Below are 25,533 nucleotides of genomic sequence, written 5' to 3'. Positions count from 1 at the left end.
CTGGCCTACCTCTTGCGGCGGTGAACAGCGTCCGACAACCGCTCCAGCGCGGCGTCGAGCGTCGAGTCTTTCTTGGCAAAACAAAAGCGCACGACCGACGTCACTGCATCCTGCTCGTAGAACGCGGAGACCGGGATCGCCGCAACCTTGTAGTCCTGCACGATCCGCCAGCAGAACTCGGCATCGGTCTCGTTGAGCCCGAGCGGCGACAGGTCCACGGTGAGGAAGTAGGTCCCCTGCGACTTCAGCACCGGAAAGCCGATGCTCTCCAATCCCTTGGTCAGGCGGTCACGGCTCCGCGCCATGTCGTTGCGCATGTCGAGGAAATAGTCGTCGGGCTTGCCAAGCCCATATGCCACCGCCGCTTGCAAATTGGGGGCCGTCGTGAAGGTGAGGAACTGGTGCACCTTCGCAGCGACGCGCAGCAGCGGCGGCGCGGCGCAGACGAAGCCGATCTTCCATCCGGTCAGCGAGAAGATCTTGCCGGCGCTGCCGACCTTGATGGTGCGGTCGCGCATGCCCGGGATCGTGATCAGCGGGATGTGCTCGCGGCCGTCGAACACCACGTGTTCCCAGACCTCGTCGCAGATCGCGACCACGTCGAATTCCTGGCAGAACCGCGCCAGCAGTTCGAGGTCCTCGCGCGGATAGACCACCGCCGCCGGATTGAGCGGATTGTTGAAGAGCACCGCCTTCGTCTTGTGATTGAAGACGCTGCGCAGCATCTCCTCGCTCAGCCGCCACTCCGGCGGTTCGAGCCGCAGCAGCCGCGGAATGCCGCCGGCCTGGCGGATGATCGGCAGATAGGAATCATAGACCGGCTGGAAGCACACCACCTCGTCACCGGGCTCGACCACGGAGAGGATCGAGGAGGTCAGCGCCTCGGTGCCGCCCGAGGTGACCATCACCTCGGTCATCGGATCGAGCTTGAGCCCGTGCCAGTGGCCGTAATGCGATGCGATCGCCCGACGGAGCTCCGGGATGCCCATCATCGACGGATATTGATTGTAGCCATTGATCGACGCGTCCGCGGCGGCGCGGCGGATGTCCTCCGGACCGGGATCGTCGGGAAAGCCCTGGCCGAGATTGATGGCGTTGTTGTCGCGCGCGGCCTGCGACATCGCCTCGAAGATGGTGACGGGAAGGTCCGCAAAGACCTTGTTCATGGAGGTCATGTCAGGGGATCAGCCGCCGGTCTTGGTCGGCAGTCCCGCCGCCTTCCAGCCGATGATGCCGCCCGCCAGATGCTTGTCGTAGGGCAGGCCCCCGGCCTGGGCGGCCAGCGAGGCCGTCACCGAGCGCTTGCCGGAGCGGCAGGCGAACACCACCTGCTTGCCCTGCGGATCGGGAATCGCCGCCGGATCGAACGTCGACAGCGGCACGACGACGCCATCGGGATAGGCCTCGACGGCGACCTCGTTTGGCTCACGGACGTCGACCAGCAGATAGCGGCCTTCCGCTATGCCGTTCGACACCTCGTCCGGAAACAAATCTTCCACCTTGTGGTCCGCCACGGAAATATCCTCCCGATATCAGCTTGGCGAGCGTCGCGCGGCCCGCCGTTCCGGCCCGCAAAGTCGCCTCTTGCGCAGAGAAAATCAAGCGTCCGAAACGGGTTAGATGACTTGCAGGACGTGACTGGCAGGACCGCTAGATCGTGACCTGCGTGCCGACCTCGACCACCCGCCCGGTCGGGATCTGGAAATAGTCGGTGGCGTCGTTCGAGGAGCGGCTCAGCGCGATGAACAGATGGTCCTGCCAGCTCGGCATGCCCGAATGCGCCGCCGGCTTCAGGGCACGGCGGGACAGAAAGAACGAGGTCGACATGATGTCGAACTGCCAACCGAGCTTGCGGGCGATCGCCAGCGTCTTCGGCACGTTAGGTTGCTCCATGAAGCCGAACTTCAGCGTAACCTTGGAGAAGGTCTCGCTCAGCTGCTCCATCCGCACCCGCTCGGACGGATCGATGCGCGGCGTCGGCGCCGTCTCGATGGTCAGGATGACGTTCTTCTCGTGCAGCACCTTGTAGTGCTTGAGGCTGTGCATCAGCGCGGTCGGCGCGCTGACGGGGTCGCTGGTCAGGAACACCGCGGTGCCGGTGACGCGCTGCGGCGGCCGCTTCTCCAGCATCGCGACGAGATCGGCGAGCGGGAATTCCAGCTTGCGCGATTTCTCGAACAACAGCCGGCTGCCGCGCCGCCAGGTGTACATCACCACGATCATCGCACCGCCAAGCGCGAGCGGCACCCAGCCGCCCTCGAACACCTTGAGCAGGTTGGCGGCCAGGAAGGTGATGTCCAGGAACAGGAACGGCGCGACCAGCGCGGCGGCCGCGATCGGCGACCAGCGCCAGACCTTCCAGATCACGACAAAACCCATCATCGCCGTCACCACCATGGTGCCGGTCACCGAGATGCCGTAGGCCGAGGCCAGCGCGCTCGACGAGCGGAACATCAGCACCAGCACGATGACCGCGATGAACAGGAAACGGTTGATGCGCGGCATGTAGATCTGCCCGGAATGCGCTTCCGAGGTGTGGCGGATCTCGAACCGCGGCAACAGGCCGAGCTGGATCGCCTGCCGCGTCAGCGAATAGGCACCGGTGATGACCGCCTGGCTCGCGATCACGGTCGCCATGGTCGCCAGCGCGACCATCGGGATCAGGGCCCAGTCCGGGAACATCAGGAAGAACGGGTTCTCGATGCCCTTGGGATTGCCGATCAAGAGCGCGCCCTGCCCCAGATAGTTCAACGCCAGCGACGGCAGCACGATGAACAGCCACGCGGTCTGGATCGGGCGTTTGCCGAAATGGCCGAGGTCGGCATAGAGCGCCTCGGCGCCAGTCACGGCGAGGAAGACCGCACCGAGCGTGATGAAGCCGATCACGCCGTGATGCAGCATGAACGACACCGCGAGGATCGGATTGAGCGCGTACAGCACTTCGGGATGCCGCACGATCTGCGGCAGCGCCGCGACCGCGATCACGGCGAACCAGACGCACATCACCGGCCCGAAGAAGGCCGCGACGCGCGCGGTGCCGCGCGACTGCACCGCGAACAGCACGACCAGGATCACCACCGTGAGCGGGACGACATAGGGATCGAATGTCGAGGTGACGAGCTTAATGCCTTCGATTGCCGACAGCACCGAGAGCGCCGGCGTGATGACGGCGTCGCCATAGAACAGCGCGCCACTGATGATGCCGAGCAGCACGATCGCGGCGCCGCCCTTGGTCGCCGCGCGCTGCGCCAGCGCCATCAGCGCCAGTGTGCCGCCCTCGCCATTGTTGTCGGCGCGCAGCAGGATCACGACGTATTTCAGCGTGACGACGATGATCAGCGCCCAGAGGATCAGCGAGAGCACGCCGAGCACCGCATGCGCCGTCACCGCGCCCTCGCCGCCGGCGGCCGCCGCGACGGCTTCGCGCAGCGCGTAGAGCGGGCTGGTGCCGATGTCGCCATAGACGACACCGATGCTGCCGAGCATCAGGGCCTTGAAGGTGGCGGTGGAATGCGCCTCGCCATTGCCGTTTGCCGCCGGCATTTCCGCCGCGGTGATCGCACTCTCGGATGACATGGGGAAGCCGTGCCTCTGTCTTCTGCCGCACCGCACAATGCCGGGTCGCAGCGCTATACTCCCGGCAGGAATGCATAGGTTAGCCCGGATTCAGGCCTCCGCCATGCAGATCACGCATGGATCACGGTCGATCAACATCAGAATCCTGCGCCGGATCAGATAGTTACCTGGGTACCCACTTCAACCACCCGGCCGGTCGGGATCTGGAAATAGTCGGTGGCATCATTGGCGGACCGGCTCATCGCGATGAACAGATGGTCCTGCCATTGCGGCATCCCGGACTGGGCCGACGGCTTCAGCGAGCGGCGCGACACGAAGAACGAGGTCGCCATGATGTCGAACTGCCAGCCGAGCTTGCGCGCGACCGCCAGCGCCTTCGGCACGTTCGGCGATTCCATGTAACCGAAGCGCAGGCGCACCGCGGTGAACTTGTCGCTCACCTTCTCCATGGTGACGCGCTCGGACAGATCGACGCGCGGCGTCGGTGCGGTCTCGATGGTCAGGATCACATTGTGCTCGTGCAGCACCTTGTTGTGCTTGAGATTGTGCAGCAGCGCGGTCGGCACGAAACTGGGATCGCTGGTCAGGAACACCGCGGTGCCCTTGACGATATGCGGCGGCCGCTTCTCCAGACTGTGGATCAGGTCGCGCAGCGGCACCTCGATGCGTCGGGTCTTGGCGACCAGGATGGCGGCGCCGCGGCGCCAGGTCCAGATCATCGTCGCCATGACGGCGCCGAACAGCAGCGGCACCCAGGCGCCCTCGAACAGCTTCAGGAGATTGGCGCTGAAGAAGGTCATGTCGACGATCACGAACGGCAGGATCAAAGCCGCCGCCGACGCCACGCGCCAGTTCCACAGCTTCCAGATCACGATGAAGCCCATGATGCCGTCGGCGACCATGGTGGTGGAGACGGCGATGCCATAGGCCGACGCAAGCCCGCTCGAGGTGCGGAATAGCAGCACCAGCAGCAGCACGCCGATCAGCAGCAGCCGGTTGACGCGCGGCAGATAGATCTGGCCGGCATGGGTCTCCGAGGTGTAGCGGACCTCGAAGCGCGGCAAGAGCCCGAGCTGCACCGCCTGGCTGATCAGCGAATAGGCGCCGGTGATGACCGCCTGGCTCGCGATCACCGTCGCGGCGGTGGCGAGCCCGACCAGCGGCAGCAGCAGCACGTCGGGCACCATGCGGTAGAACGAGTTCTCGATCGCGCTGGGATCGGACAGCACCAGCGCGCCCTGCCCGAAATAGTTCAGCAGCAGTGAGGGCAGCACGAAGAACAGCCAGCCGGACTGGATCGGCTTGCGGCCGAAATGCCCGAGATCGGCATACAGCGCCTCGCCGCCGGTCACCGCGAGGAACACCGCGCCCAACGTCACCAGGCCGATGGTGCCGTGGGTCAGCATGAACTGGAGCGCGTAATAGGGATTGATCGCCGCCAGCACCGACGGGTCGTCCATGATGTGGACGAGCCCCATCACCGCCAGCGAGGCGAACCACACCACCATCACCGGACCGAAGGCGGAAGCGACGCGCGCGGTACCAGAACTCTGCACCGAGAACAGCACGACCAGGATCAGGATCGTCAGCGGCACCACATAGTGCTCGAGATGCGGGGTGGCGAGCTTGAGGCCTTCGACCGCCGACAGCACCGAGATCGCCGGCGTGATCATGGAATCGCCGATGAACATCGAGGCGCCGACCACGCCGAGCGCGAGCAGCGGCCAGCTGCGCCGTCCGATCGCGCGCTGGCCGAGCGCCATCAGCGAGAGCGTGCCGCCCTCGCCATTGTTGTCGGCGCGCAGCAGCAGCAGCACGTATTTCGCGGTGACGACGGTGAACAGCGCCCACAGGATCAGGCTGAGCACGCCCAGCACCATGATGCGGGTGACCGGCTGGCCGTGCGCGGCGCCGCCGACCGCCTCGCGGAATGCGTAGAGCGGCGAAGTTCCGATATCGCCGAACACCACCCCGATGCTGCCGAGTGTCAGGGCCCAGAAGCTGGAGGTGGGTTGCCCTTCCTGAGCTTCGGTAGATGAGACGCTGACAGCCATGGCGAGGTTGGAACGCCCGATCGGTTGATTTGATCCGCGCGGCTATCGACGCTTCCGCTCCGCGTGTCAACCGCGCAACAATGGTAGTCGACGGTAGTATGGTAACCCAGAGCTACGGCTTCAGATCCGGCGGCAGTGGCGGATTTTCCCGCATCAACGTGATGGTCACGCGACGGTTGGCCGGCAGCGTCGGATCGTCGGGAAACAGCGGCTGGCCGTCCGCCTTGCCGGAAACCGCGAAAATATGCGACGGCGGCAGCCCTTCCCGCTCCAGGATCTGCCGCACCGCGTTGGCGCGGTCCGCGGACAGGTCGAAGCCGTCATAATCGCTGCGCGCCGGCACGAAGCCTGCGGCCGTATGCCCCACGATCGCGACCCGCAGCGGCGTCGCTTTCAGCGGCGCGGCCAGCTTCTGGATCAGCCGGCGGGTGCGGTCATACGGCTCCCTTGAACCGTCGGCGAACATCGAGCGGCCGTCCTGGTCGACGATCTCGAGGTTGAGCCCCTCCTTGGTCTCCTCGAACATGATGTTCTTGGAGATCTCGGTCAGCTCCGGCATGTCCTGCAGCGCCTGGCGGAGCGAGGCCGAGGCGAGCGCGAATTCGCGGTCGATCTTCAGCCGCGCGCCGTTGATCTGGCTGCGCTCCTTCTCGTCCGGCGTCGGATTGGCCGAAGACTCCTCCGGCGAGATGTGCTCGACGTTCTTCAGCTTCGGCCGGGTCGGCAGGCCGTCGGATTCGACGATGCCGGAATAGCGCACATTGGTCTGCACGCCAAAAGCATCGCGCATCGAGCCGGCGACGATCTTCAGCTTGTTGTTGTCCATGGTGGAGAACGCGACGAGCATCACGAAGAAGCTCATCATCAGGCCCATCAGGTCGGCGAAGGTCACGAACCAGCCGTGACCTCCGGTATGGGCGTCGCCGCGCTTTTTCTTGGCCATCGCTGCGTTTCCCGAAAGCGCGGTCCGGTCAGGCCGGAACCGGCTCGCCTTCCTCCTGGCGATGCTTCTCCGGCAGATAGGCCAGCAGCATCTCGCGCACCAGCGCGGGGCTCTTGGAGTCGCGGATCATCAGGATGCCGTCGATGATCAGCGTGCGGTTGGTCTCCTCGTCGAGCAGCTTGCCATGCAGCTTGTCGGCGATCGGCAGGCAGAACAAATTGGCGACCAGCGCGCCGTACAGCGTCGCGAGCAGCGCGGTCGCCATGAACGGGCCGAGCTTGGAGGGGTCGGTCATGTTGGCGAACATCTGCACCATGCCGATCAGCGTGCCGATCATGCCGAACGCCGGCGCGCAGTCGCCGATCGCGCGATAGATCTTGCTGCCCTCGTCGAGGTGCATCAGGAAGTTGTCGCGGTCGCGTTCCATGTTGTCGCGGATGAATTCGAGGTCGTAACCGTCGGCGACGTAGCGGATGCCCTTGGCGAGGAACGGCTCGTCGGTCTCGACCTTTTCCAGGCCGACCGGCCCCTGCTTGCGGGCGATCTCGGCGATGCGGGCGAGCTCGTCGACGAGGTCGCGCGCGGACAGCCGGCTCATGGTGAAGGCGAATTTGGCGCCGAGCGGCAGGCCGTGCAGCATCACGCCGAGCGGAAAACGGATCATCGTCGCTGCGATCGAGCCGCCGAAGATGATGATCATGGCGTGTTCGGAGATGAACATGTGCAGGTCGCCGCCCATGAACATCATCACCGCGATGACGATGATGCCAGCCAACAGCCCGGCGCCAGTCATGATATCCATAGGAGACTCCAACGCGTACGCAACCTGCCCGTCCTGGACGGCGCGCAGCCCAAGGCGGGCCGCGTGGAAAACCCTAACGTTAACGCGATTAAGGACGCGTTACCGAATTTGGTAGGGATAACAACGGGTAAACGCCGGTCTTTTCGCGATGTCGTTGAAGATGCTGGCTTTCCGCAAGCGAGCCTGCCGTCGCATGCACAAAACCCCTCCCCGTAGAACAACGGACATGGGATAGGATTGCCGGAAGCGTTTTTGCGCGAACTGGCTACCGGCTCGCGTGAAGAGAACGCGTCAACACAAGAAACCAGGGCCCCGTTCCGATTCAATCGGAACGGAAAAGGCCCGCGAGGAAACCAACCAATGAGCAGGACAGGATGAAGGCGGTCGTCGTCGAGCAATACGCACCCATCGATCAGATCGAGCTGAGGGAGATCGGCACCCCCGAACCCGGCCCCGGACAGATCCGAGTCCGGGTCCACGCCGCGAGCATCGGCTTCGTCGATGGGCTGAAGGTCGAGGGCCGCTACCAGACCAAGGATGCGCTGCCCTTCACGCCGGGCGCGGAATTCGCCGGCGTGGTCGATGCGGTCGCAGGCGACGTCGCCGGCATCGCGCCGGGCATGCGGGTGATGGGCGCGGCGCGCTCGGGCGCACTGGCCGAGCACATCGTGGTGCCGCCCGACGCCGTCGAGATCATGCCCGACGGGCTCTCGATGGAGGCCGCCGCGGCCTTTCGCACCAATTACCTCACCGCGCTCTATGCGCTCGGCGAGCGCGGCTCGCTCAAGGCCGGCGAGCAGTTGCTGGTGCTCGGCGCCGCCGGCGGCACCGGCATCGCCGCCATTCAAGTCAGCAAGCTGCTCGGCGCGCGCGTCGTCGCCGCGGCCTCGACGGAGGAGAAGCGCCACTTCGCCGCAAGCTTCGGTGCCGACGCGGTCGTCGACTACACGAAGCCCGACTGGCGCGACGCGCTGAAGGACGCGACCGGCGGCCATGGCCCCGACGTGATCTTCGATCCGGTCGGCGGCGAGGTCTCGCTGCAGGCGTTCCGCTCGATCGCCTGGAACGGCCGCCATGTCGTGGTCGGCTTCGCGGCCGGCAACATCCCCGCGCTGCCGTTCAATCTGCCGCTCCTCAAGGGCGGCCTCCTGATCGGCGTCGATGCCGCCCAGATCGCGCGCCGCGAGCCTGAAGCGCAGGCGCGCGTAATGGCGCAATTGTCGGCATGGCTGAACGATGGCCGGCTGACGCCCGTGGTCGGCAAGGTGTTCGCGTTCGAGGACTTTCGCGCGGCCTTCACCACCATGCAGACCCGCGCCGCGCTCGGCAAGATGGTGGTGCGGATCGGGTCGTGAGAGAGGCAGCGCTATCGCCTCATCCTCGCTGTCGTCCCTGCGAAAGCAGGGACCCATAACCACAAGCGTTGATTGGTGTGCTTCGCTGGAATGACGAGCTCTGTTCACGACATCCGCCGCGGCGTATGGGTCCCTGCTTTCGCAGGGACGACACTGAATGTGTTGCGCGGTCTGTTAGTCAAACAACCGCATTCTCGCGACATGATCTGTCCGAGCTTTGCTTTTCGTTTCGCCGCTCTGGAAGCAGAGGGCGCAGGGAAAGCCGGGTGCCGATCGCACCCATGGGTCCCGCGTAATAAAAAACGCGGGAGGTAGGACCACAGGTGTAACCGGAAACAACCCGGCTTTCCCTGCGCGATGGGTTACGGCTTATACGTGCTCTCCCCGGTGAGACTGGGCTTGTTTGTCACCGTCTTCACAACGCGCACCGCGCAATGCGAAGAGACACCTGCCGCTAGGGCGTCAGGACCACACGATTTCGCCGTCCGCCTCACATGCATGTCGTCGCGCACATGCTCGGCGTCCACCGCATCCCACGCCGCGTTCGTGACGATCGCGAAGCGCCCCTCGATCGGGTGAGACGGATGTATTGAACATCTGAGTTGGGTCATCCGTCAAGTTAAATTCTGAAAAGCCGAACGAATTGATTGAGCCCACAGACTGACGAATGACGAGCAGCAAGCTGCGGGAGGGGCGCCGACCTCCTGGAGAAGCCGGTCTCGCAAGCCAAGCTCGACTTGAGGATCGGAAAGATACGCGACCCTCGCCAAGGTTCGCGAAAAGTATCACAGGTTATTGTTGCGAGGTTCTGTGCCGCCTTAGCGTTGCGGACTACGGCATTCGGGGACGAAAAATGCAGGACATGCTCTCGCATCTCGAAAAGCTTCGCCGCGACGCGGCGGAGTGTGCGTTGATCCGCGACCTGGCGACTGACTTGCGCAAGCGCGAGCTGTTCAGCAAGCTCGCCGAACATCTCACGGCCCTTGCCACCGAGGTGGAGGAGACCATCAACGCAGCACGCAAGGAGGACCAAGTCATCTAGCGAGGCCTACGTCGTCCGTTCGAACGTATCGACACTTGTCGTGACAGCTCGCCACCAGTTCACGGACTTCAGGGCCGCCGCTTCACCCTCTCGGGCCGCGACCAGCGCCTTGTCCGACACGACAAACCACGCCGTTTCGATTTTTTGATCGCGAAGCAAGCCGGTATAGGAGACCACACGATCGCCAGTCGCCGACGAACCGACCGACGAAAATCCGATGCAATTGCCTTGGTGGACGCCGACGATTGCGACCGTCTGGCCGTAGAAGCCGCTATCGGCCAGCGCGGTTCGAAACGTCCCCTCGATGCGGCCATCCGCTTCGCTGGTGATCTCGACGATCGAACCGTATTGGTTTTTCCACCTGCCGACCCACGTCATCTCGTCCTCCCGGTAAAGCATGCCTTCGAACGAGCGGGACAACTTTCCCAGGAAATCGACGTTCCGAACGTCGCCAGGTCATGGGAGGGCGTGGCAATTTGCCGGATGGAACCAACGTCGCAACGGCGCATTGTCATTTCACCCATCGGTTGACAGGTAATATGCCGCCAGTATCGGTAGACGTGCCGATCCTGTAGCATTGCTTGTTCGCCGAGGAGCCTATTCGCCGCAATGTGTTGTATTTCAGGATTCTTTGTCTTGGCACTTTTTGCACATCGAGCATCGAGCACGACGTCGCGATCGCGCGGGCGGATTACCACCAAAGAGGCGCGATGAAGACCGACAAGGCCATCTGGTACGTCTCGTTCGCCATGCGAAATCCTGACGCCGGACATCACCGCTTCGCGCGCCAGACCCGTACCTTCACGACCGAGCAGGATGCCAAGGCGTTTGCACGCACCCTGCTCGTCCAGACGCAGGACGTCAGCGCCGGAACGATCAATCCGCACATACCGAGACGCGTGATCGCGCCGGCCGCGATCACGGCCTGGGCCGGCGACAGCTGAGGCTTCGCCGCCGCTCCTTCCTACAGGAAGCGCGAGGGCGCAAACGGGGCGAGCGGAATCTCCGGCGCCTTGCCGCTCAGGAGTTGCGCGACCAGCCGGCCGGTGCGGGCCGATCCGACCAGGCCGACATGGCCGTGGCCGAAGGCGTAAACCACGTCGCGCGTGGCACGGGCATAACCGATGCAGGGCCGCCCGTCGGGCATGCTCGGCCGATGGCCGAACCAGGTCTTGATCCGCGATGGCGGAATATCCCTCGGCAGCTTCGGGAACATGCTGAAGAGATGCTCGCGCAGGATTTCGGCGCGCTTCCAGTTCGGCGCGGCGTCAAGCCCCGCGATCTCCACCGTGCCGGCGGCGCGCAGGCCCTTGTCGGTCCAGTTGACAACCATCTTGGCATCCGAGGCCATCATCGAATTGCGCGGGCCGGATTCCGGATTCTCGATCATGACGTGATAGCCGCGCTCGGTCTCCAGCGGCAGCGGATCGCCGATCGAGGCGGTCAGTTGCCTGGAGCGCGCGCCCGCGGCGACGACAGCCGCGTCGCAGGCGATCTCGCCGCTCTCGGTGACCACGGCGACCAGCTTGTTGCCGGCAAGCCTGAGGCCCGTGGCCTTGGCGGCGACGCGCTCGGCGCCATCAGCGATGGCGTGGGCGGCAAGCGCCGCGACATAGGCGCCGGGATCGCGGCAGCGTCCCGCCTCCTCCACCACGACGCCGAATTTGTAGCGCGGATGCAGATCGGGCTCGCGCTGGCGCATCTCGTCTTCATCGAGCTCCAGCCATTCGATGCCGACGCGCTTGCGGATGCGCCAGCCGAGATCGCGATCGAACGGCGCGCGTGAGGGAAACACATGCATCACCCCGCGCCGCTCGATCAATTCGCCGACGCCCGCTTCCTCGGCGAGCTGCCGGTGCAGCAGCGGCGCATCCTTCAACAGATCGCGCATCGCCCGCGCGGTGGCCTCGACCTGCGCCTCGGTCCGGCTCGACAGCAGATACTTGACCAGCCAGGGCAAGGCCTTCGGCAGGTACGACCAGCGGATCGCCAGCGGCCCGAGCGGATCCATCAGATAACCCGGCACCTTCTTCCAGGTGCCCGGCTCGGCCGGCGGGATCACCGAATGCGACGACAGCCAGCCGGCATTGCCGTAGCTCGCGGCTTGGGTGCCGCCGGGCTCGCCCGGATCGATCAAGGTGACGCTGTGGCCCTCGCGCAGCGCCTCGATGGCGCTGATCACGCCGACCGCGCCGGCCCCGATGATCGCGACCCGACGGCCGGTGGACTCAGGCATCAGTTCGTAGCCTGCACGAAGTCTTTACCGACCGACAGCGCGCGCTGATCGACCAGGCAGTGCAGGATCGCGGGCTTGCCTGAGGCCAGCGCGCGCTCGAACGCGGGCGCGAAGTCTTGGGTGCGCTCGACACGCTCACCATGGCCGCCGAACGCCTTGGCATAAAGCGCGAAGTCCGGATTCTTGAGCTGGGTGCCGACGACGCGGCCGGGATAGTCGCGCTCCTGATGCATGCGGATGGTGCCGTATTGCGCGTTGTCGATGACGACGACGATCAGCGGCGCGTCGTACTGCACCGCGGTAGCGAACTCCTGCCCGTTCATCAGGAAGCAGCCGTCGCCGGCGAACGCCACGACAACCCGGTCCGGATGATGCCGCTTGGCCATCACAGCCGCCGGCACGCCGTAGCCCATCGAGCCCGAGGTCGGCGCAAGCTGCGCGGCGAAAGCGTGGAAGCGATGGTGGCGGTGAATCCAGCCGGCATAATTGCCGGCGCCGTTGCAGACGATGGCATCCTTCGGCAAGCGATCGCGCAGCCAGGTCATGACCTCGCCATACTGGAAGCTGCCCGGCAGCTCGCGCGGCTTGTCGGTCCAGGCGAGGTAATCCGCGTGCGCCTTGGCCGCCTCACCCTTCCAGGCGGGCGCGGCCGCGGGCTTCATGGTCTCGACCGCGGCGGCGAAGGCTGCGGGCGTCGCCTGGATCGCCAGCGCCGGCTGGTAGACGCGGCCGAGCTCCTCGGCGCCGGGATGGACATGGATCAGCTTCTGGCTCGGCACCGGAATGTCGAGCAGCGTGTAGGACGAGGACGGCATTTCCGACATGCGGCCGCCGATCAACAGAATGACATCGGCGCCGGTGATGCGATCCCGGAGCTTCGGGCTCGGGCCGATGCCGAGATCGCCGGCATAATGCGAGTGGTCGGCGTCGAACAGCGAGGCGCGGCGGAACGAGGTTGTAACCGGCAGGTCGAAGCGCTCGGCGAAGCGCGCGATGCCCTTGGCGGCCTCCGCGGTCCAGGCCGAGCCGCCGAGCACCACGATCGGCGCCTTGGCGCCGGCGAGCATGCTGCCGAGGCGCTCGAGATCGGCCGGCGCCGGCCAGGTCGCCGCAGGCTCGACCTTCGGCGCGTCGGCGACCGCGGCGGTTTCAGTCAGCATGTTCTCGGGCAGCGAGATCACCACCGGACCGGGCCGGCCCTGCAGCGCGACGCGGAAGGCGCGCGCGACCAGTTCCGGAATGCGATCCGGGCGATCGATCTCGACCGCCCATTTCGCCATGGTGCCGAACACCGCCTTGTAGTCGAGTTCCTGGAACGCCTCGCGCTCGCGCATGCCGGTGTCGACCTGGCCGACGAACAGGATCATCGGGGTGGAATCCTGCATCGCGATGTGCACGCCATGGGCGGCATTGGTCGAGCCCGGACCGCGCGTGACGAAGCAGATGCCCGGACGTCCCGTCAGCTTGCCATAGGCCTCCGCCATCATCGCGGCGCCACCCTCGGCGCGGCAGATCACGACGTCGATCGGGCTGTCGTGCAAGGCGTCAAGCGCCGCCAGATAGCTCTCGCCTGGCACGCAGGTGACGCGCTCCACCCCTTGCGCGACCAGCTGGTCGATCAGGATCTGGCCTCCGGTGCGGGCATTGCTTTTGGTCATGAGGGCTCCCTGCAAGTACTGGCGCGCGCTTGAGCTTCGCGCGGATCGTGGTCCCACGGGGTATGATAGACGGAAATGGGGTGCAAGGCCGAAGCTGCGTCCCGCGGGCGCAGCGGCGCCAAGCCATGCGGTAGGCAATGGGCAACGCTGTTTCGTCATCGATTTCCGCAGAGCGGACGATCGCCGGCAGGATTGAAGCCGCCGGCTGGCAAGCAACGCAGGCCACCGTCGGCCGGGTCCAGGGCGATCTCGTCGCGCTCAAGCGGGACCGATGTCACGACGCCGGTCTGCGGCCTCGATCGGGTCTCGCGCGGCGTGATCAACCTGTGCGTACTTCTTTCAGGGGCACTCCCATCGACGATGGCACAACCTCGCGATCATCACGAGGCGCCGATCGCCGCAACAGAGCGCAGGCGGAAAAATGCTCGCACGCCACATCCCCAAGACTGACAGCGCGCGGCCGCCGATACGATTGCAGTCAGGAGCTCTCCGATGCGCGCCATGGCGTGGCACGATCTGCATAAGCCAACGCGCCATGTGCACGATAACAATCATTGGGAGCGCACGCGTCTGCTTCCGTAAGACTACGGTGCAGCGATCGGCGCTTCGCATCTTTCAGCGCAGGATCGCGCGGATTACGCAGCAAATCGCGGTGTTGCGCGGCGATTTCGACTGCACTCATCGCTGCTTCGCGCGTTGCGCGTCTTGCGCGAGCGCACGCGGCGCATTGCACGCCCTTCTTGATGGAACTCGAATCGCCTACCGTTTCACGCAGTCAGAAATTGTAAATCGTGTAGCGCACCTGCGTGGGGCCGGCGGTGGAAGGCATTCCGCTGCCGATCAGGTGCACCGTTTCAATTCACCAAGATCATTATCAAGGCTGGAGGGCAATGCATGTTGGGGATGAAGAGCGTCGCAAGCGTCGTCGGCTCGGACGGTTCGTACCGGCTGTTCGACGACATGCCGATCAGTGTCATGCTCTGCGAGCTCGACAATTTCAAAATCACCTACATCAACGAGTCGACGCGGCAGAACTTGAAGAAGATCGAGCATGTCCTTCCGGTGAAGGTCGACGCGCTGATCGGGCAATCGATCGATATCTTTCACAAGAATCCGCAGCATCAGCGCCGGCTGCTGTCCGACCCGAAGAACCTGCCGCACAGGGCGCGCATCACCATCGGTGGCGAGACGCTCGATCTCACCGTGACAGCGATGACCAATTCGCGCGGCCGTTACACCGGCCCGATGCTGACCTGGGAGCTCGCGACCGAGAAGGCGCGGCTTGAAACCCAGACCGAGCGGCTGTTGCAGATGCTCGACAACATGCCGATCAACATCATGATGTGCGATACCGATTTCAACATCACCTACATCAACCAGACCAGCCTCAAGACGCTCGACACCGTGAAGCACCTGCTTCCGGTGGCGCCGGACAAGATCCTCGGCAACTCGTTCGACATCTTCCACAAGAACCCGGCGCACCAGCGGCGCATCGTCGGCGATCCCAAGAACCTGCCGCATGCGGCCAAGATCAAGCTCGGTCCGGAAACGCTCGACCTGCGGGTCTCCGGGCTGACCGACAAGCGCGGCAACTACACCGGCGCGATGCTGAGCTGGTCGGTCGTGACAGGCAATGTGAAGCTGGCCGATGATTTCGAGAAGGATGTTAAGGGGCTTGCCGGGATGCTGGCGTCGGCCTCGACGCAAATGCAGGGCACGGCGCGATCGCTGACGACGACCGCCGAATTCGTCAATCAGCGCTCGGCGAGCGCGGCGTCCGCGTCCGAGGAGCTGTCGTCCTCGGTCAACGAGATCAGCCGCCAAGTGGCCGAGGCGAGCCGCATCGCCCGCATGGCGGTCGACGAAGCCGAGAAGTCCGACAAGCTGGTCGCGGGCCTCGTGACCATGGCGCAGAAGATCGGCGACGTCGTCGCCCTGATCAGCCAGATCGCCGGCCAGACCAACCTGCTTGCACTCAACGCAACCATCGAGTCCGCACGCGCCGGCGAGGCCGGACGCGGCTTCGCCGTCGTCGCCTCCGAGGTGAAGGCGCTGGCCAACCAGACCGCCAAGGCCACGGAAGACATTTCGGCGCAGATCAACGAGATGCAGACCGCGACCGGCAACACCGCCACGGCGCTGAAGGCGATCTCGCAGGTCATCGTCCAGATCAGCGAGATCTCGACCGTGATCGCCAGCGCCGTCGAGGAACAGGCCGCGGCCACCAAGGAGGTCACCGCCAACATCAACGGCACGACCAAGGCGATCGACGATGCCAGCAAGGCCGCCGAGAACGTGCTGGCGGCCTCCGGAGAGCTCGCCAGCAACGCCTCCGAGCTGGAAGTTCAGGTCGACAAGTTCCTCAAGAACGTGCGCGCGATGTAGCGGCGCGCGAAGGACATGAGCGCGCACTCACCTCTCCGCGTCATTCCGGGGCGATGCGCGAGCATCGAACCCGGAATCTCGAAGTTGCGGCTCGAGATTCCGGGTTCATGCTTCGCATGCCCCGGAATGACGGTGAAGAAGTTTCAAAGCGAGCGCGCGATCAGGAGCTTCATGATCTCGTTGGTGCCGCCATAGATCTTCTGGATCCGGGAATCGATGAACATGCGCGAGATCGGATATTCCTGCATGTAGCCGTAGCCGCCATGCAGCTGCAGGCACTCGTCGGCGGTCTCGACCTGCTTCTGCGAGCACCACCATTTCGCCATCGACGCCGTCACGGTGTCGAGGTCGCCGGCGACCAGGCGCTCGACGCACCAGTCGACGAACACGCGGGCGATCATCGCCTCGGTCTTGCGCTCGGCGAGCTTGAAGGCGGTGTTCTGGAATTCAAGCAGCGGCTTGCCGAACGCGGTGCGCTCCTTGGTGTATTCGGTGGTGATCCTGACCGCGCGCTCCATCGAGGCGACTGCGCCGATGGCGAGCGACAGCCGCTCCTGCGGCAATTGCTGCATCAGCTGCACGAAGCCGTTGCCCTCCTCGGCGCCAAGCAGGTTTTCCGGCGGCACCGTGACGTTATCGAAGAACAGCTCCGACGTGTCTGATGCGTGCAGCCCGATCTTGTCGAGGTTGCGGCCGCGCCGGTAGCCCTCGGCGCCCGCGGTTTCAACGACGATCAGCGAGATGCCCTTGGCGCCCGGCGCCCCGGTCCGCGCCACCACGATGACGAGATCGGCGGCCTGGCCGTTGGTGATAAATGTCTTCTGGCCGTTGATGACGTAGGAATTGCCCTGCTTCTTCGCCGTGGTCTTGACGGCTTGCAGATCCGAGCCGGTGCCGGGCTCGGTCATCGCGATGGCGCCGACCATCTCGCCCGACGCCATCTTCGGCAGCCAGCGTTTCTTCTGCTCCTCCGAGCCGTAGTTGACGATGTAATGCGCGACGATCGCGCTGTGCACGGAGACGCCGGTGGTCAGCTCCGGCACCGTGCTCTCGAGGTCATCGAGCACGGCGGCGTCATAGGCGAAGCTGGCCCCTAAGCCGCCATAGGCCTCGGGCACGCTCGGCAGCAACGCGCCCATTTCGCCGAGCGCGCGCCAGGCCGAGCGGTCGACCAGCTTCTGCTCGCGCCATTTTTCGGCGTGCGGCGCCAGATCCTTGGCGAGGAATTTGCGGAACTGGTCGCGGAAGGTGTCCAGCTCCTCGGTCATCCAGGACGATCGGTAGTGCATCTGCCCTCGCTACGCATTCTTTCTTTGACGCGTTTTCTTGACGCGAACCGGTACCCACTTCGCTTGAAAACGCTCTCGTCAAATCAGCAGACCGCCGCCGGCGACGATCACCTGACCGCTGATGTAATTCGATTCCGGAGCGCAGAACAGATAGACCGCATCGGCCGCCTCCTCCGGCGTGCCGCCGCGGCCGAGCGGGATCATGCGGCCCATCGCCTCCAGCATCTGCGGCTGGACACCGACCTTGATGTCGCGGCCGGCGACGTCGATGGTCTTCTGCTGGCTCTCGATCGGCTGGGTCAGGCGGGTGTTGATCAGGCCGAACGCGACGCAATTGACGTTGACCTTGTAGCGGCCCCACTCCTTGCACATCGTGCGCGTCAGGCCGATCAGCGAGGCTTTGGCGGACGAATAGCTCGCCTGCCCGGCATTGCCGTAGAGGCCCGCGATCGAGGAGATGTTGACGACCTTGCGGAACACCTCGCGGCCCGCCTCGGCCTCTCTCTTCGCCATCACCCGGATCGGCTCCGACGCCGCGCGCATGATGCGGAACGGCGCGACCAGATGGACGTCGAGCATCGCCTGGAACTGTTCGTCGGTCATCTTCTGGATCGTCGAGTCCCAGGTGTAGCCGGCATTGTTGACGATGATGTCGAGGCCGCCGAACCGATCGATCGCGCTGCCGACGAAGCGATCGGCAAAGCCGGCTTCGGTCACGCTGCCATTGACCGCGATCGCCTCGCCGCCCATGGCCTTGATCTCGGCAACGACCGCATCGCCCGGCTCGGCATCGAGATCGTTGACCACGACGCGCGCGCCCTCGCCGGCGAGTTTCAGCGCAATCGCCCGCCCGATGCCGCGGCCGGAGCCTGAGACGAGCGCGACTTTGCCTTGCAGTTTCGACATGATCTCTCCTAAAGCGCGATAATGGCTTCCCCGGCGAGCTTGATCTCGCCGTTCTGATCCTTCGTCGTCAGCGCGAGTTTTGCGCGCTTCTCACCGCCCTGCTCGTTCAGCTCGGTCACCGTGCCCTCGCAGGTCAGCTGCGCGCCGAGCTGGGTGATCGCGGCAAAGCGGGTCGAGAACGAGCGGATGCGCGACGGCGCCACCGCGTCGGTCAGCGCCTGGCCGAGATAGCCCATCACCAGCATGCCGTGCGCGAACACGTCGGGAAAGCCGGCCGCCTTCGCGAAATCGATATCGACATGGATCGGGTTGTGATCGCCCGAGGCGCCGCAATACAGCGCCAGGCGATGCCGGCTGATCGCCGGAAACTCCTTGTGGACGATGATATCGCCGACAGAGGGAGAGCTGGTCATGACGGCCTCGCATTGCGCACCACGACGGTGCGCGAGACATCGGCAACATGGACGCCGTTCTGGTTGGTGACGGGGGTGTCGACCACGATCAGCGTCATCGCTCCGCCCTTCTTGTCGGTCACGCCAGTGACGCGCGGGCGGAACGTCAGCGTGTCGCCGACGACCACGGGCGCGTGATAGTCGAAGCGCTGCTCGCCGTGCAGCACGCGGGCCAGATCGATGTCGAGCGCCGTGAGGAACTCGAACGGGTCGGGTGCATCCATCATCTCGAGGCAGAACAGATAGGTCGGCGGTACCGGTGCCGCCGTGAAGCCGGCCGCCTGCGCGGCCGTCTCGTCGCGATAGACGGCATTCGTCTCGCCGAGCGTATCGAGGAAGAAGCGCAGGCGCCCCGGCTCGACGCGCGCGGTCACGGGCGTGAATGTACGCCCGACAGCGGATTGATCGACCATGGGCGGCCTCAGGCGCGTTCGTAGAGCGTCACGACGCAGGCGCCGCCGAGGCCGAGATTGTGCTGCAAGCCGATCCGCGCGCCCTCCACCTGCGTCGCCGCAGCGGTGCCGCGCAGCTGCCGCGTCAGCTCATAGCACTGCGCAAGTCCGGTGGCGCCGAGCGGATGGCCCTTCGACAGCAGCCCGCCGGACGGGTTGGTGACGATCCTGCCGCCATAGGAGTTGTCGCCGTCGTCGATGAATTTCGCGGCCTCACCCTCGCCGCACAGGCCAAGCCCCTCATAGGTGATCAGCTCGTTGTGCGCGAAGCAGTCGTGCAGCTCGACGACGTCGAGATCATCAGGCCCGATGCCGGCGGCCTCATAGACCTTGCGCGCGGCATCGCGCGCCATGTCGTAGCCGACCACCTGCATCATGTCTGACGCACCGAAGGTCGACGGCGTATCCGTGGTCATCGCCTGCGCGGCGATGCGGACCTGCTTGTTGAGGCCGTGCTGGTCGGCGAATTTCTCCGAGACCAGGATCGCGGCGGCGCCGCCGCAGGTCGGTGGGCACGCCATCAACCGCGTCATCACGCCGGGCCAGATCACCTGGTCGTTCATCACGTCGTCGGCGGTTACCTCTTTCCGGAACAGGGCCAGCGGATTGTTCTTGGCATGCCGGCTCGCCTTGGCGCGCACTGTTGCAAAGGCGGAGAGCGGCGTGCCGTATTTCTTCATGTGGCTGAGGCCGGCGCCGCCGAAATAGCGCAGCGCCAGCGGCACGCCGGGCGCGTCGACCAGCTTGTCGGCCGCGGCATCGAAATCGTCGAACGCGCTGGGACGGTCGGTGAACACGGCGCCGAGCGCGCCGGGCTTCATCTGCTCGAAGCCGAGCGCCATCACGCAGTCGGCCGCGCCCGACTCGATCGCCTGCCGCGCCAGGAACAGCGCGGTCGAGCCGGTCGAACAGTTGTTGTTGACGTTGACGATCGGGATGCCAGTCATGCCGACCGGATAGAGCGCGCGCTGGCCGCAGGTGGAGTCGCGGTAGACATAGCCGACATAGGCCTGCTGCACACGACCGTAATCGAGACCGGCGTCGGCGAGCGCCAGCTTCGCCGCTTCGGCGCCCATCACGTGATACGGCGCATTGGCGCCGGGCTTGACGAACGGGATCATGCCGACCCCGGCAACATAGGTGCGTGACGTCATCGCGTGTCCTCCCGGAAATTACCCACTGGACTATTTATTACCCATGGGTAATATACGGGCGACCTTCCGGAGTCAATGCGACAACAGCCGACGCGATGGACGCCCACTCCCTCCCTTCCAGCAACGAGTCCCCCTGGCTGCCATTCGAAAGCCGGCGCCGCGCCCGCGACGAGAAGCGCGAGGCGGTTCTGCGCACGGCCGTCGCCCTGTTCCTCGAACAGGGCTATCACCGCGCCACGCTGAACGACGTCGCCAAGCGGCTCAACATCACCAAGCCCGCGCTCTACAATTACTTCCGCGGCAAGGACGAGATCCTGTTCGAGTGCTGGTCGATCGGCAATGAGCTGGTCGACGAATGCATTGCCGAGACGTCGGCGGGCGGCGGCTCGGGGCTCGACAAGCTGCGCAAGCTCACCGTCCGCTATGCCGAGCTGATGACCGCGGACTACGGGAAAAGCCTGGTCCGCTTCGACATCCGCGATCTCAGCGAGGACAACCGCAAGATCGTGCAGACCGCCAAGCGGCGGATCGACCGCGCCTTCCGCGACTATATCGCACAGGGCGTCGAAGACGGTTCGGTGAAACCCTGCGACCCGAAACTCGCGGCGTTCGCCATTGCCGGCTCGCTGAACTGGATCGGCCACTGGTTCCAGCCGGGCGGCGAGCTGAGCGGACGCGCCGTCGCCGAGGAATTTGCGATCCGTCTCACCGAAGGCATCGCCAAAGCAACAACGCAAATGACATCAACGCGCAAGACAACAGCGCACAAAGCAGCCTTTCCGGCTGCAGAGAAGGCGGACAAACCGCCTCGCAAGGGAAACGCATCCAAGGGAGGAGACGAGTGAACATCACACACGGACTGCGGCGCGCGCTGCAGGTCAATCCAAACGGGCTCGCAGTCGTCTGCGGTGAGCGGCGGCGCAATTGGCGCGAGGTCGGCGAACGCGTCGCCCGCCTAGCCGCCGCGATCCGCGGCCTCGGGGCGCAGGACGGCGACCGCGTCGCGATCTTGTCGCTGAACTCCGACCGCTATCTCGAACTCTATTTGGCGGTCGGCTGGGCCGGCGCCGTGATCGTGCCGCTCAACATCCGCTGGTCTCCGCTGGAGAACGAGGACGCGCTGCGCGACTGCCGCGCAACGATCCTGTTCGTCGACAAGGCGTTTGCGCCGGTCGGCGCGGCGCTGGCAGGCGCCATCCCCGGCCTGAAGTTGGTCTATGCCGACGAGGGCGAGACGCCGGCTGGCATGGAGAATTACGAGACGCTGATCGCGCGCAGCGCGCCGATAGCCGATGCCATGCGCAGCCGCGACGATCTCGCCGGCATCTTCTACACCGGCGGCACCACCGGCCGCTCCAAGGGCGTGATGCTGAGCCACGGCAATCTGATGGCCAATGCGTTGAATGCGCTCGGCGAAGGCCTGTGGCCGGGCACCTCGATCTACCTGCACGCGGCGCCGATGTTCCACCTCGCCAACGGCGCGGCGATGTATTCGGTGCTGCTGTCCGGCGGCTCCAATGTCGTGATCCAGGGCTTTACGCCCGACGGCGTCGCGGCCGCGGTCCAGAAGGAGCGCATCACCGACGTGCTGCTGGTGCCGACCATGATCCAGATGTTCGTCGATCATCCGACGCTCGGCAATTACGACCTGTCGTCCTTGAAGCGGATCTCCTACGGCGCCTCCGTCATGAGCGATGCTGTGCTGATGCGCGCCATGAAGGCGCTGCCGCATGTCGAATTCACGCAAGCCTACGGCATGACCGAGCTGTCGCCGATCGCGACCCTGCTGCACTGGAAAGAGCATATCGGCGACGGCCGCGCCAAGGGACGGCACCGCGGCGCCGGCCGGGCGACGCTCGGCGCCGAGGTCAAGATAGTCGACGCGGAGGACAAGGTGGTGCCGACGGGCACCGTCGGCGAGATCGCCGTGCGCGGCGACATGGTGATGATGGGCTATTGGGAGCGGCCGGAGGAAACCGCGCGCGCCGTGATCGACGGCTGGATGCACACCGGCGACGGCGGCTACATGGACGAGGACGGCTTCGTCTACGTCGTCGATCGCGTCAAGGACATGATCATTTCCGGCGGCGAGAACGTCTATTCGGCCGAGGTCGAGAACGCCCTCGCCCAGCACCCGGCGGTGGCGCAATGCGCCGTGATCGGCATTCCGAGCGAACGCTGGGGCGAGCAGGTTCACGCCGTCGTGGTGATGAAGAGCGGCGCCAGCGCCACGCCGGAGGAGCTGATGGAGCATTGCAAGGCGCTGATCGCCGGCTACAAATGCCCGCGCAGCGTCGACATCACCTCGACCCCGCTGCCGCTCTCCGGGGCCGGCAAGATTCTGAAACGCGAGCTGCGCAAGCCATATTGGGAGAACCGCGAACGGCGCGTGAGCTGAGGGGCAGCTCTCAACGTCACCCCGTCATTCCGGGGCGATGCGAAGCATCGAACCCGGAATCTCGAGATTCCGGGTCTGGCGCTGACGCGCCATCCCGGAATGACGACGTCTCATGACGCCATTCAGCTGCGAGCGTTGACATCGGCGCACGCGGCCGATTGGATCAGTACTAGATTCAATCCAGCGAGTTCCGATGTCCGCACCCGATACCAATGCCGACGGCAAGCCCCGCCGCCTGATGCACCGCCGCTCCGTCGAATGTCTCGGCTATCTCCGTGACGACGGATTGTGGGAAGTCGAGGCGCGGCTGGTCGACACCAAACCCTATGCGCGACAGGACAAGCATCGCGGCCTGCAGCAGCCCGACGATCCCGTGCACGATATCCGCCTGCGGCTCGCGGTCGACGACAGTTTTACGATCCGCGAGACCGGCACCACGATGGCCTCGACGCCCTACCCATCCTGCCTCGACGTCGAGGGCATTTTGCAGCGCCTGGTCGGCGAACGCATCGGCAAGGGCTGGCGCGAACTGGTCCGTCGCAAGATCGGCAAGCTCGAGACCTGCACCCATCTCGCCGAGCTGCTGGGACCGGCGGTGACGACGCTGTTCCAGACCGCGACCTCCGGCAAGGACCCGCAGGGCCGCGGCGCGCTCGATCATCAGCGCGATGTCACCGAGCCGCCGTTCTTCGTCGGCGGCTGCTATTCATGGCGGCTGGATGGGCCGGTCGTGGCCGAGACTTTTCCGCAGTTCGCGCAGAAGCCGGTCGAGGCCAAGCCGGGTTCGTGAGTGGTGCTCCGCCGCTGACCAAGACGCGTGTATGGCGCGCCGCTGCTGGAGCTCAAATGCAGCTCCTCGTCGCAGCTTTATCCCATTCACGCAGATGATCGAACGCGGCACTAGCTTTCCGGCACGCCGGCCATGCGCATTCCCTCATAAAAGCGCTTACGCTTGGCGAGCCATACCGGATTGTCGGACAGGAAGACGACATTGACGTCGTATCGACGAATGCTGAAGTTTGGATCAAGTGCCAGTCCAGCTTTGGCACTGGATTGTGCTTCCTCGAGGTCTCCCATCATGGCCAACGCGCCAGCCAAGTGAAAGTGAGCGAGCGCAAAATTGGGATTAGCCTCAATGCTCCGGCGAAGCCAGTCCAGCGCCTCGAGGTCTGCATTGGTGCAGGACATCAACTTGGCCATCCCGACAACCATGATCCAGAGAAAGGCACGCGTATCGCGAGGGGACAGTCGTAACGCCTCTTGAATATGCCCTTCGACTTCCTCGCCACGCCCCAGCGCATGCTTCCCTAGGCCAATAAACCCATGCGCATCGGCCAAATTCCGATCGAGCGCCAGCGCCTGGCGACATTCAGCGATACCCTTTGCAGCGCGGTGTGTCCGAATTTGAACCGCGCCGAGCAACATGTGGGCTCTGGGGTGATTGGGCGCACGCAACAACACGCCATTCAGCGCCTTCTCCGCGGCCCTGAAATATGCCGGTCCGTCATCGGCCATGGAGGAAGAACCGATCGCAAAATCGACCTGAGCCGCGGCAACCGCTGCTTCAATATTGTCGGGATCAAGCGCGAGGGCGCGCATGAAGAAATCCCTTGCTCGCGCCATAACCGCAGGCGCTATTCCTTTGTTCAGGACAGCCCTGCCCTGAAAATAGAGATCCATCGCGTCCGGCTGGGGCAACCTTTCCGCTCGTCGTGCTTCGGCCTTGATAAGCTCGGCGTTCAACGTATTGGCGAGCCGGGATACGATCTCATCCTGCATGTCCAGCAAGTCGGCAGCGGGCTTGTCGAAGCGCTCAGCCCACACATGGGCTCCGGTTTCCGTGTCAGTCAACTGAACGTTCAGGCGAAAGCGATTGCCGCCGCGTTGCACCGACCCTTCCAGCGCGTAACGGACATTCAATTCGCGACCGATCTCCCTCACGTCCACCGCCTTTCCCTTGAAGGTGAACGCGGTGCCCCGGCCGATGACGAACGCGCCGGCGATGCGCGACAGGTCGGTAGTCAAACTGTGAGTCACGCCATCGACAAAATATTCCTGCTCCAGATCGCCGCCAATATTTGTGAATGGTAGAACAACAATGGACAGGTGTGGGATCGACGTTGAACCCGCTGGCTTTCCGGCATTGTCCGGCATCGACGAGGTCGTGATGCTGGCAGAGGCCGGGCGGTCGGCCTGCTCGCCATCCACGACCAGCATGTAGCCGCGGCGAGGCAACGTTCTCAGGGCCAATCGGCCCGCCTCTCCCAAGGCCTGCCTGATGTCGCCGATTGCCTGGACAAGCGAGTCTTCCGTGACCTCGCAGTCCGACCAGACCTCATCCAATATCTCGTCCTTATGCACCAGGCGCCCGACGCGTTGCGCGAGGAGCCGCAGCACGGCCCAGGCTTGAGGACGCAACGGCACGATGTCGCCGCGCCCGTCGAGCAGCAATTCGCGAGCCAGGTCCAAGGTCCGGTCGCCGATCACAATCGAAGGCTGCGATGACTTAAGCAAGAATGCCTCGTTGGGCCATTTCGGAAAATATCGGCAGAATATCGGCCAGGTTTCGGGACCTGATGGTAATTGTACAGCATCATCTTACGGCGCGGGATGGCAAAACCGTCCCGAGAAGCGATCCATCAAAGGCGGTCAGCGCCAGGCAGGCCTCCATGACCAGTTCTGTCGTCCATGCTGCGCTAAGTGTTTCAGGTTTCAGCCCTTCCCCGGTTGCGGGGACAGACAAGCGATGCGGCCCGGGCGTCCCCGACACCGAGATCAGGATCGGCCAATCAATGCCGCACAGCGCGCCGCTCTCCGGCCTGAGCAATTTT

At 64.7% G+C, this 25,533-nt stretch carries 22 protein-coding genes; 7 read left to right on the top strand and 15 right to left on the bottom strand.

Annotated features, from left to right (window positions below):
* Window positions 1-5: 5 nt before the first annotated feature.
* The 6 genes from PMN64_RS03240 to PMN64_RS03215 all read right to left on the bottom strand — a co-directional run bounded on the left by PMN64_RS03240 (window position 6) and on the right by PMN64_RS03215 (window position 7,375).
* Window positions 6-1,175, bottom strand: coding sequence for an aminotransferase (locus PMN64_RS03240; RefSeq protein WP_411779691.1), 1,170 nt, complete (start codon window positions 1,173-1,175; stop codon window positions 6-8).
* Window positions 1,176-1,184: 9 nt separating this feature from the next.
* Window positions 1,185-1,514, bottom strand: a complete 330-nt coding sequence (locus PMN64_RS03235) for a rhodanese-like domain-containing protein (protein ID WP_411779690.1) — start codon at window positions 1,512-1,514, stop codon at window positions 1,185-1,187.
* 136 nt (window positions 1,515-1,650) lie between these two features.
* Complete coding sequence (locus PMN64_RS03230; RefSeq protein ID WP_411779689.1) at window positions 1,651-3,576, bottom strand: potassium transporter Kup; 1,926 nt, start codon at window positions 3,574-3,576, stop codon at window positions 1,651-1,653.
* A 155-nt stretch (window positions 3,577-3,731) separates the two neighbouring features.
* Complete coding sequence (locus tag PMN64_RS03225) at window positions 3,732-5,630, bottom strand: potassium transporter Kup (RefSeq protein WP_304499742.1); 1,899 nt, start codon at window positions 5,628-5,630, stop codon at window positions 3,732-3,734.
* 112 nt (window positions 5,631-5,742) lie between these two features.
* A complete protein-coding gene (locus PMN64_RS03220; protein WP_028334286.1) occupies window positions 5,743-6,573 on the bottom strand; it encodes a flagellar motor protein MotB in 831 nt (276 codons plus the stop codon).
* 28 nt (window positions 6,574-6,601) lie between these two features.
* Window positions 6,602-7,375 (bottom strand): motility protein A, encoded by a 774-nt coding sequence (locus PMN64_RS03215; protein ID WP_016848416.1) that lies wholly within the window; start codon window positions 7,373-7,375, stop codon window positions 6,602-6,604.
* A gap of 374 nt (window positions 7,376-7,749) precedes the next feature.
* Between PMN64_RS03215 and PMN64_RS03210 the strand changes: the two genes are divergently transcribed.
* Window positions 7,750-8,730: an NADPH:quinone oxidoreductase family protein gene (locus PMN64_RS03210; RefSeq protein ID WP_411779688.1), complete on the top strand. Its 981-nt coding sequence runs from the start codon at window positions 7,750-7,752 to the stop codon at window positions 8,728-8,730.
* Window positions 8,731-9,583: 853 nt separating this feature from the next.
* The gene (locus PMN64_RS03205) at window positions 9,584-9,772 is read left to right on the top strand and encodes a hypothetical protein (RefSeq protein ID WP_028344588.1); all 189 of its coding nucleotides are present in this window, start codon (window positions 9,584-9,586) and stop codon (window positions 9,770-9,772) included.
* A 6-nt stretch (window positions 9,773-9,778) separates the two neighbouring features.
* On the opposite strand, the gene PMN64_RS03200 is transcribed toward PMN64_RS03205, so the two are convergent.
* A complete protein-coding gene (locus PMN64_RS03200; RefSeq protein WP_028344587.1) occupies window positions 9,779-10,150 on the bottom strand; it encodes an avidin/streptavidin family protein in 372 nt (123 codons plus the stop codon).
* Between the two features lie 203 nt (window positions 10,151-10,353).
* Here PMN64_RS03200 and PMN64_RS03195 point away from each other — a divergent pair, with 203 nt between their 5' ends.
* Window positions 10,354-10,716, top strand: coding sequence for a hypothetical protein (locus PMN64_RS03195; protein ID WP_245288938.1), 363 nt, complete (start codon window positions 10,354-10,356; stop codon window positions 10,714-10,716).
* 20 nt (window positions 10,717-10,736) lie between these two features.
* Here the strand turns inward: PMN64_RS03195 and PMN64_RS03190 are convergent, their stop codons facing one another.
* Complete coding sequence (locus PMN64_RS03190) at window positions 10,737-12,008, bottom strand: NAD(P)/FAD-dependent oxidoreductase (protein ID WP_411779687.1); 1,272 nt, start codon at window positions 12,006-12,008, stop codon at window positions 10,737-10,739.
* Complete coding sequence (locus PMN64_RS03185; protein WP_411779686.1) at window positions 12,008-13,666, bottom strand: thiamine pyrophosphate-binding protein; 1,659 nt, start codon at window positions 13,664-13,666, stop codon at window positions 12,008-12,010. The genes PMN64_RS03190 and PMN64_RS03185 overlap by 1 nt, the downstream gene beginning before the upstream one ends.
* Before the next feature lie 894 nt (window positions 13,667-14,560).
* Between PMN64_RS03185 and PMN64_RS03180 the strand changes: the two genes are divergently transcribed.
* On the top strand, window positions 14,561-16,051 hold the full coding sequence (locus PMN64_RS03180; protein ID WP_304499736.1) for a methyl-accepting chemotaxis protein: 1,491 nt from the start codon (window positions 14,561-14,563) through the stop codon (window positions 16,049-16,051).
* 143 nt (window positions 16,052-16,194) lie between these two features.
* Here the strand turns inward: PMN64_RS03180 and PMN64_RS03175 are convergent, their stop codons facing one another.
* The 5 genes from PMN64_RS03175 to PMN64_RS03155 form a co-directional block, all read right to left on the bottom strand.
* Window positions 16,195-17,340, bottom strand: a complete 1,146-nt coding sequence (locus tag PMN64_RS03175) for an acyl-CoA dehydrogenase family protein (RefSeq protein WP_411779685.1) — start codon at window positions 17,338-17,340, stop codon at window positions 16,195-16,197.
* Window positions 17,341-17,418: 78 nt separating this feature from the next.
* Entirely contained in the window at window positions 17,419-18,246 is an 828-nt protein-coding gene (locus PMN64_RS03170) for an SDR family NAD(P)-dependent oxidoreductase (RefSeq protein WP_028344583.1), read from the bottom strand.
* Window positions 18,247-18,254: 8 nt separating this feature from the next.
* Complete coding sequence (locus PMN64_RS03165) at window positions 18,255-18,659, bottom strand: MaoC family dehydratase (RefSeq protein ID WP_028344582.1); 405 nt, start codon at window positions 18,657-18,659, stop codon at window positions 18,255-18,257.
* Complete coding sequence (locus PMN64_RS03160) at window positions 18,656-19,111, bottom strand: MaoC family dehydratase N-terminal domain-containing protein (protein ID WP_028344581.1); 456 nt, start codon at window positions 19,109-19,111, stop codon at window positions 18,656-18,658. Before PMN64_RS03160 ends, PMN64_RS03165 begins: the two co-directional genes overlap by 4 nt.
* A gap of 8 nt (window positions 19,112-19,119) precedes the next feature.
* Entirely contained in the window at window positions 19,120-20,304 is a 1,185-nt protein-coding gene (locus PMN64_RS03155; protein WP_411779684.1) for a lipid-transfer protein, read from the bottom strand.
* 95 nt (window positions 20,305-20,399) lie between these two features.
* Here PMN64_RS03155 and PMN64_RS03150 point away from each other — a divergent pair, with 95 nt between their 5' ends.
* From PMN64_RS03150 to PMN64_RS03140, 3 genes are all read left to right on the top strand, one after another.
* Window positions 20,400-21,149 carry a TetR/AcrR family transcriptional regulator gene (locus tag PMN64_RS03150; RefSeq protein WP_411779683.1) on the top strand — a complete coding sequence of 250 codons (750 nt, stop codon included), beginning with the start codon at window positions 20,400-20,402 and terminating at the stop codon, window positions 21,147-21,149.
* A complete protein-coding gene (locus PMN64_RS03145; protein WP_411779682.1) occupies window positions 21,146-22,702 on the top strand; it encodes an acyl-CoA synthetase in 1,557 nt (518 codons plus the stop codon). The genes PMN64_RS03150 and PMN64_RS03145 overlap by 4 nt, the downstream gene beginning before the upstream one ends.
* 193 nt (window positions 22,703-22,895) lie before the next feature.
* On the top strand, window positions 22,896-23,492 hold the full coding sequence (locus tag PMN64_RS03140; protein WP_051002921.1) for a DUF2889 domain-containing protein: 597 nt from the start codon (window positions 22,896-22,898) through the stop codon (window positions 23,490-23,492).
* A 110-nt stretch (window positions 23,493-23,602) separates the two neighbouring features.
* Here the strand turns inward: PMN64_RS03140 and PMN64_RS03135 are convergent, their stop codons facing one another.
* Window positions 23,603-25,216 (bottom strand): winged helix-turn-helix domain-containing tetratricopeptide repeat protein, encoded by a 1,614-nt coding sequence (locus PMN64_RS03135; RefSeq protein WP_411779681.1) that lies wholly within the window; start codon window positions 25,214-25,216, stop codon window positions 23,603-23,605.
* Window positions 25,217-25,533: the final 317 nt, after the last annotated feature.

This window comes from Bradyrhizobium sp. UFLA01-814 (genome assembly GCF_046718885.1).
In the GTDB taxonomy this organism is placed as follows: Bacteria; Pseudomonadota; Alphaproteobacteria; order Rhizobiales; family Xanthobacteraceae; genus Bradyrhizobium; species Bradyrhizobium elkanii.
The sequence above is the reverse complement of the archived record's forward strand: the minus strand, read 5'-3'. Positions and strand labels throughout refer to the sequence as shown.

What these genes read in the sequence shown, in the direction of transcription:
- PMN64_RS03240 (WP_411779691.1), bottom strand. Translation starts at nt 1,175, where the DNA reads ATGACCTCCATGAACAAGGTCTTTGCGGACCTTCCCGTCACCATCTTC.
- PMN64_RS03230 (WP_411779689.1), bottom strand. Translation starts at nt 3,576, where the DNA reads ATGTCATCCGAGAGTGCGATCACCGCGGCGGAAATGCCGGCGGCAAAC.
- PMN64_RS03225 (WP_304499742.1), bottom strand. Translation starts at nt 5,630, where the DNA reads ATGGCTGTCAGCGTCTCATCTACCGAAGCTCAGGAAGGGCAACCCACC.
- PMN64_RS03220 (WP_028334286.1), bottom strand. Translation starts at nt 6,573, where the DNA reads ATGGCCAAGAAAAAGCGCGGCGACGCCCATACCGGAGGTCACGGCTGG.
- PMN64_RS03215 (WP_016848416.1), bottom strand. Translation starts at nt 7,375, where the DNA reads ATGGATATCATGACTGGCGCCGGGCTGTTGGCTGGCATCATCGTCATC.
- PMN64_RS03210 (WP_411779688.1), top strand. Translation starts at nt 7,750, where the DNA reads ATGAAGGCGGTCGTCGTCGAGCAATACGCACCCATCGATCAGATCGAG.
- PMN64_RS03205 (WP_028344588.1), top strand. Translation starts at nt 9,584, where the DNA reads ATGCAGGACATGCTCTCGCATCTCGAAAAGCTTCGCCGCGACGCGGCG.
- PMN64_RS03200 (WP_028344587.1), bottom strand. Translation starts at nt 10,150, where the DNA reads ATGACGTGGGTCGGCAGGTGGAAAAACCAATACGGTTCGATCGTCGAG.
- PMN64_RS03190 (WP_411779687.1), bottom strand. Translation starts at nt 12,008, where the DNA reads ATGCCTGAGTCCACCGGCCGTCGGGTCGCGATCATCGGGGCCGGCGCG.
- PMN64_RS03185 (WP_411779686.1), bottom strand. Translation starts at nt 13,666, where the DNA reads ATGACCAAAAGCAATGCCCGCACCGGAGGCCAGATCCTGATCGACCAG.
- PMN64_RS03180 (WP_304499736.1), top strand. Translation starts at nt 14,561, where the DNA reads ATGTTGGGGATGAAGAGCGTCGCAAGCGTCGTCGGCTCGGACGGTTCG.
- PMN64_RS03175 (WP_411779685.1), bottom strand. Translation starts at nt 17,340, where the DNA reads ATGCACTACCGATCGTCCTGGATGACCGAGGAGCTGGACACCTTCCGC.
- PMN64_RS03170 (WP_028344583.1), bottom strand. Translation starts at nt 18,246, where the DNA reads ATGTCGAAACTGCAAGGCAAAGTCGCGCTCGTCTCAGGCTCCGGCCGC.
- PMN64_RS03165 (WP_028344582.1), bottom strand. Translation starts at nt 18,659, where the DNA reads ATGACCAGCTCTCCCTCTGTCGGCGATATCATCGTCCACAAGGAGTTT.
- PMN64_RS03160 (WP_028344581.1), bottom strand. Translation starts at nt 19,111, where the DNA reads ATGGTCGATCAATCCGCTGTCGGGCGTACATTCACGCCCGTGACCGCG.
- PMN64_RS03155 (WP_411779684.1), bottom strand. Translation starts at nt 20,304, where the DNA reads ATGACGTCACGCACCTATGTTGCCGGGGTCGGCATGATCCCGTTCGTC.
- PMN64_RS03150 (WP_411779683.1), top strand. Translation starts at nt 20,400, where the DNA reads ATGGACGCCCACTCCCTCCCTTCCAGCAACGAGTCCCCCTGGCTGCCA.
- PMN64_RS03140 (WP_051002921.1), top strand. Translation starts at nt 22,896, where the DNA reads ATGTCCGCACCCGATACCAATGCCGACGGCAAGCCCCGCCGCCTGATG.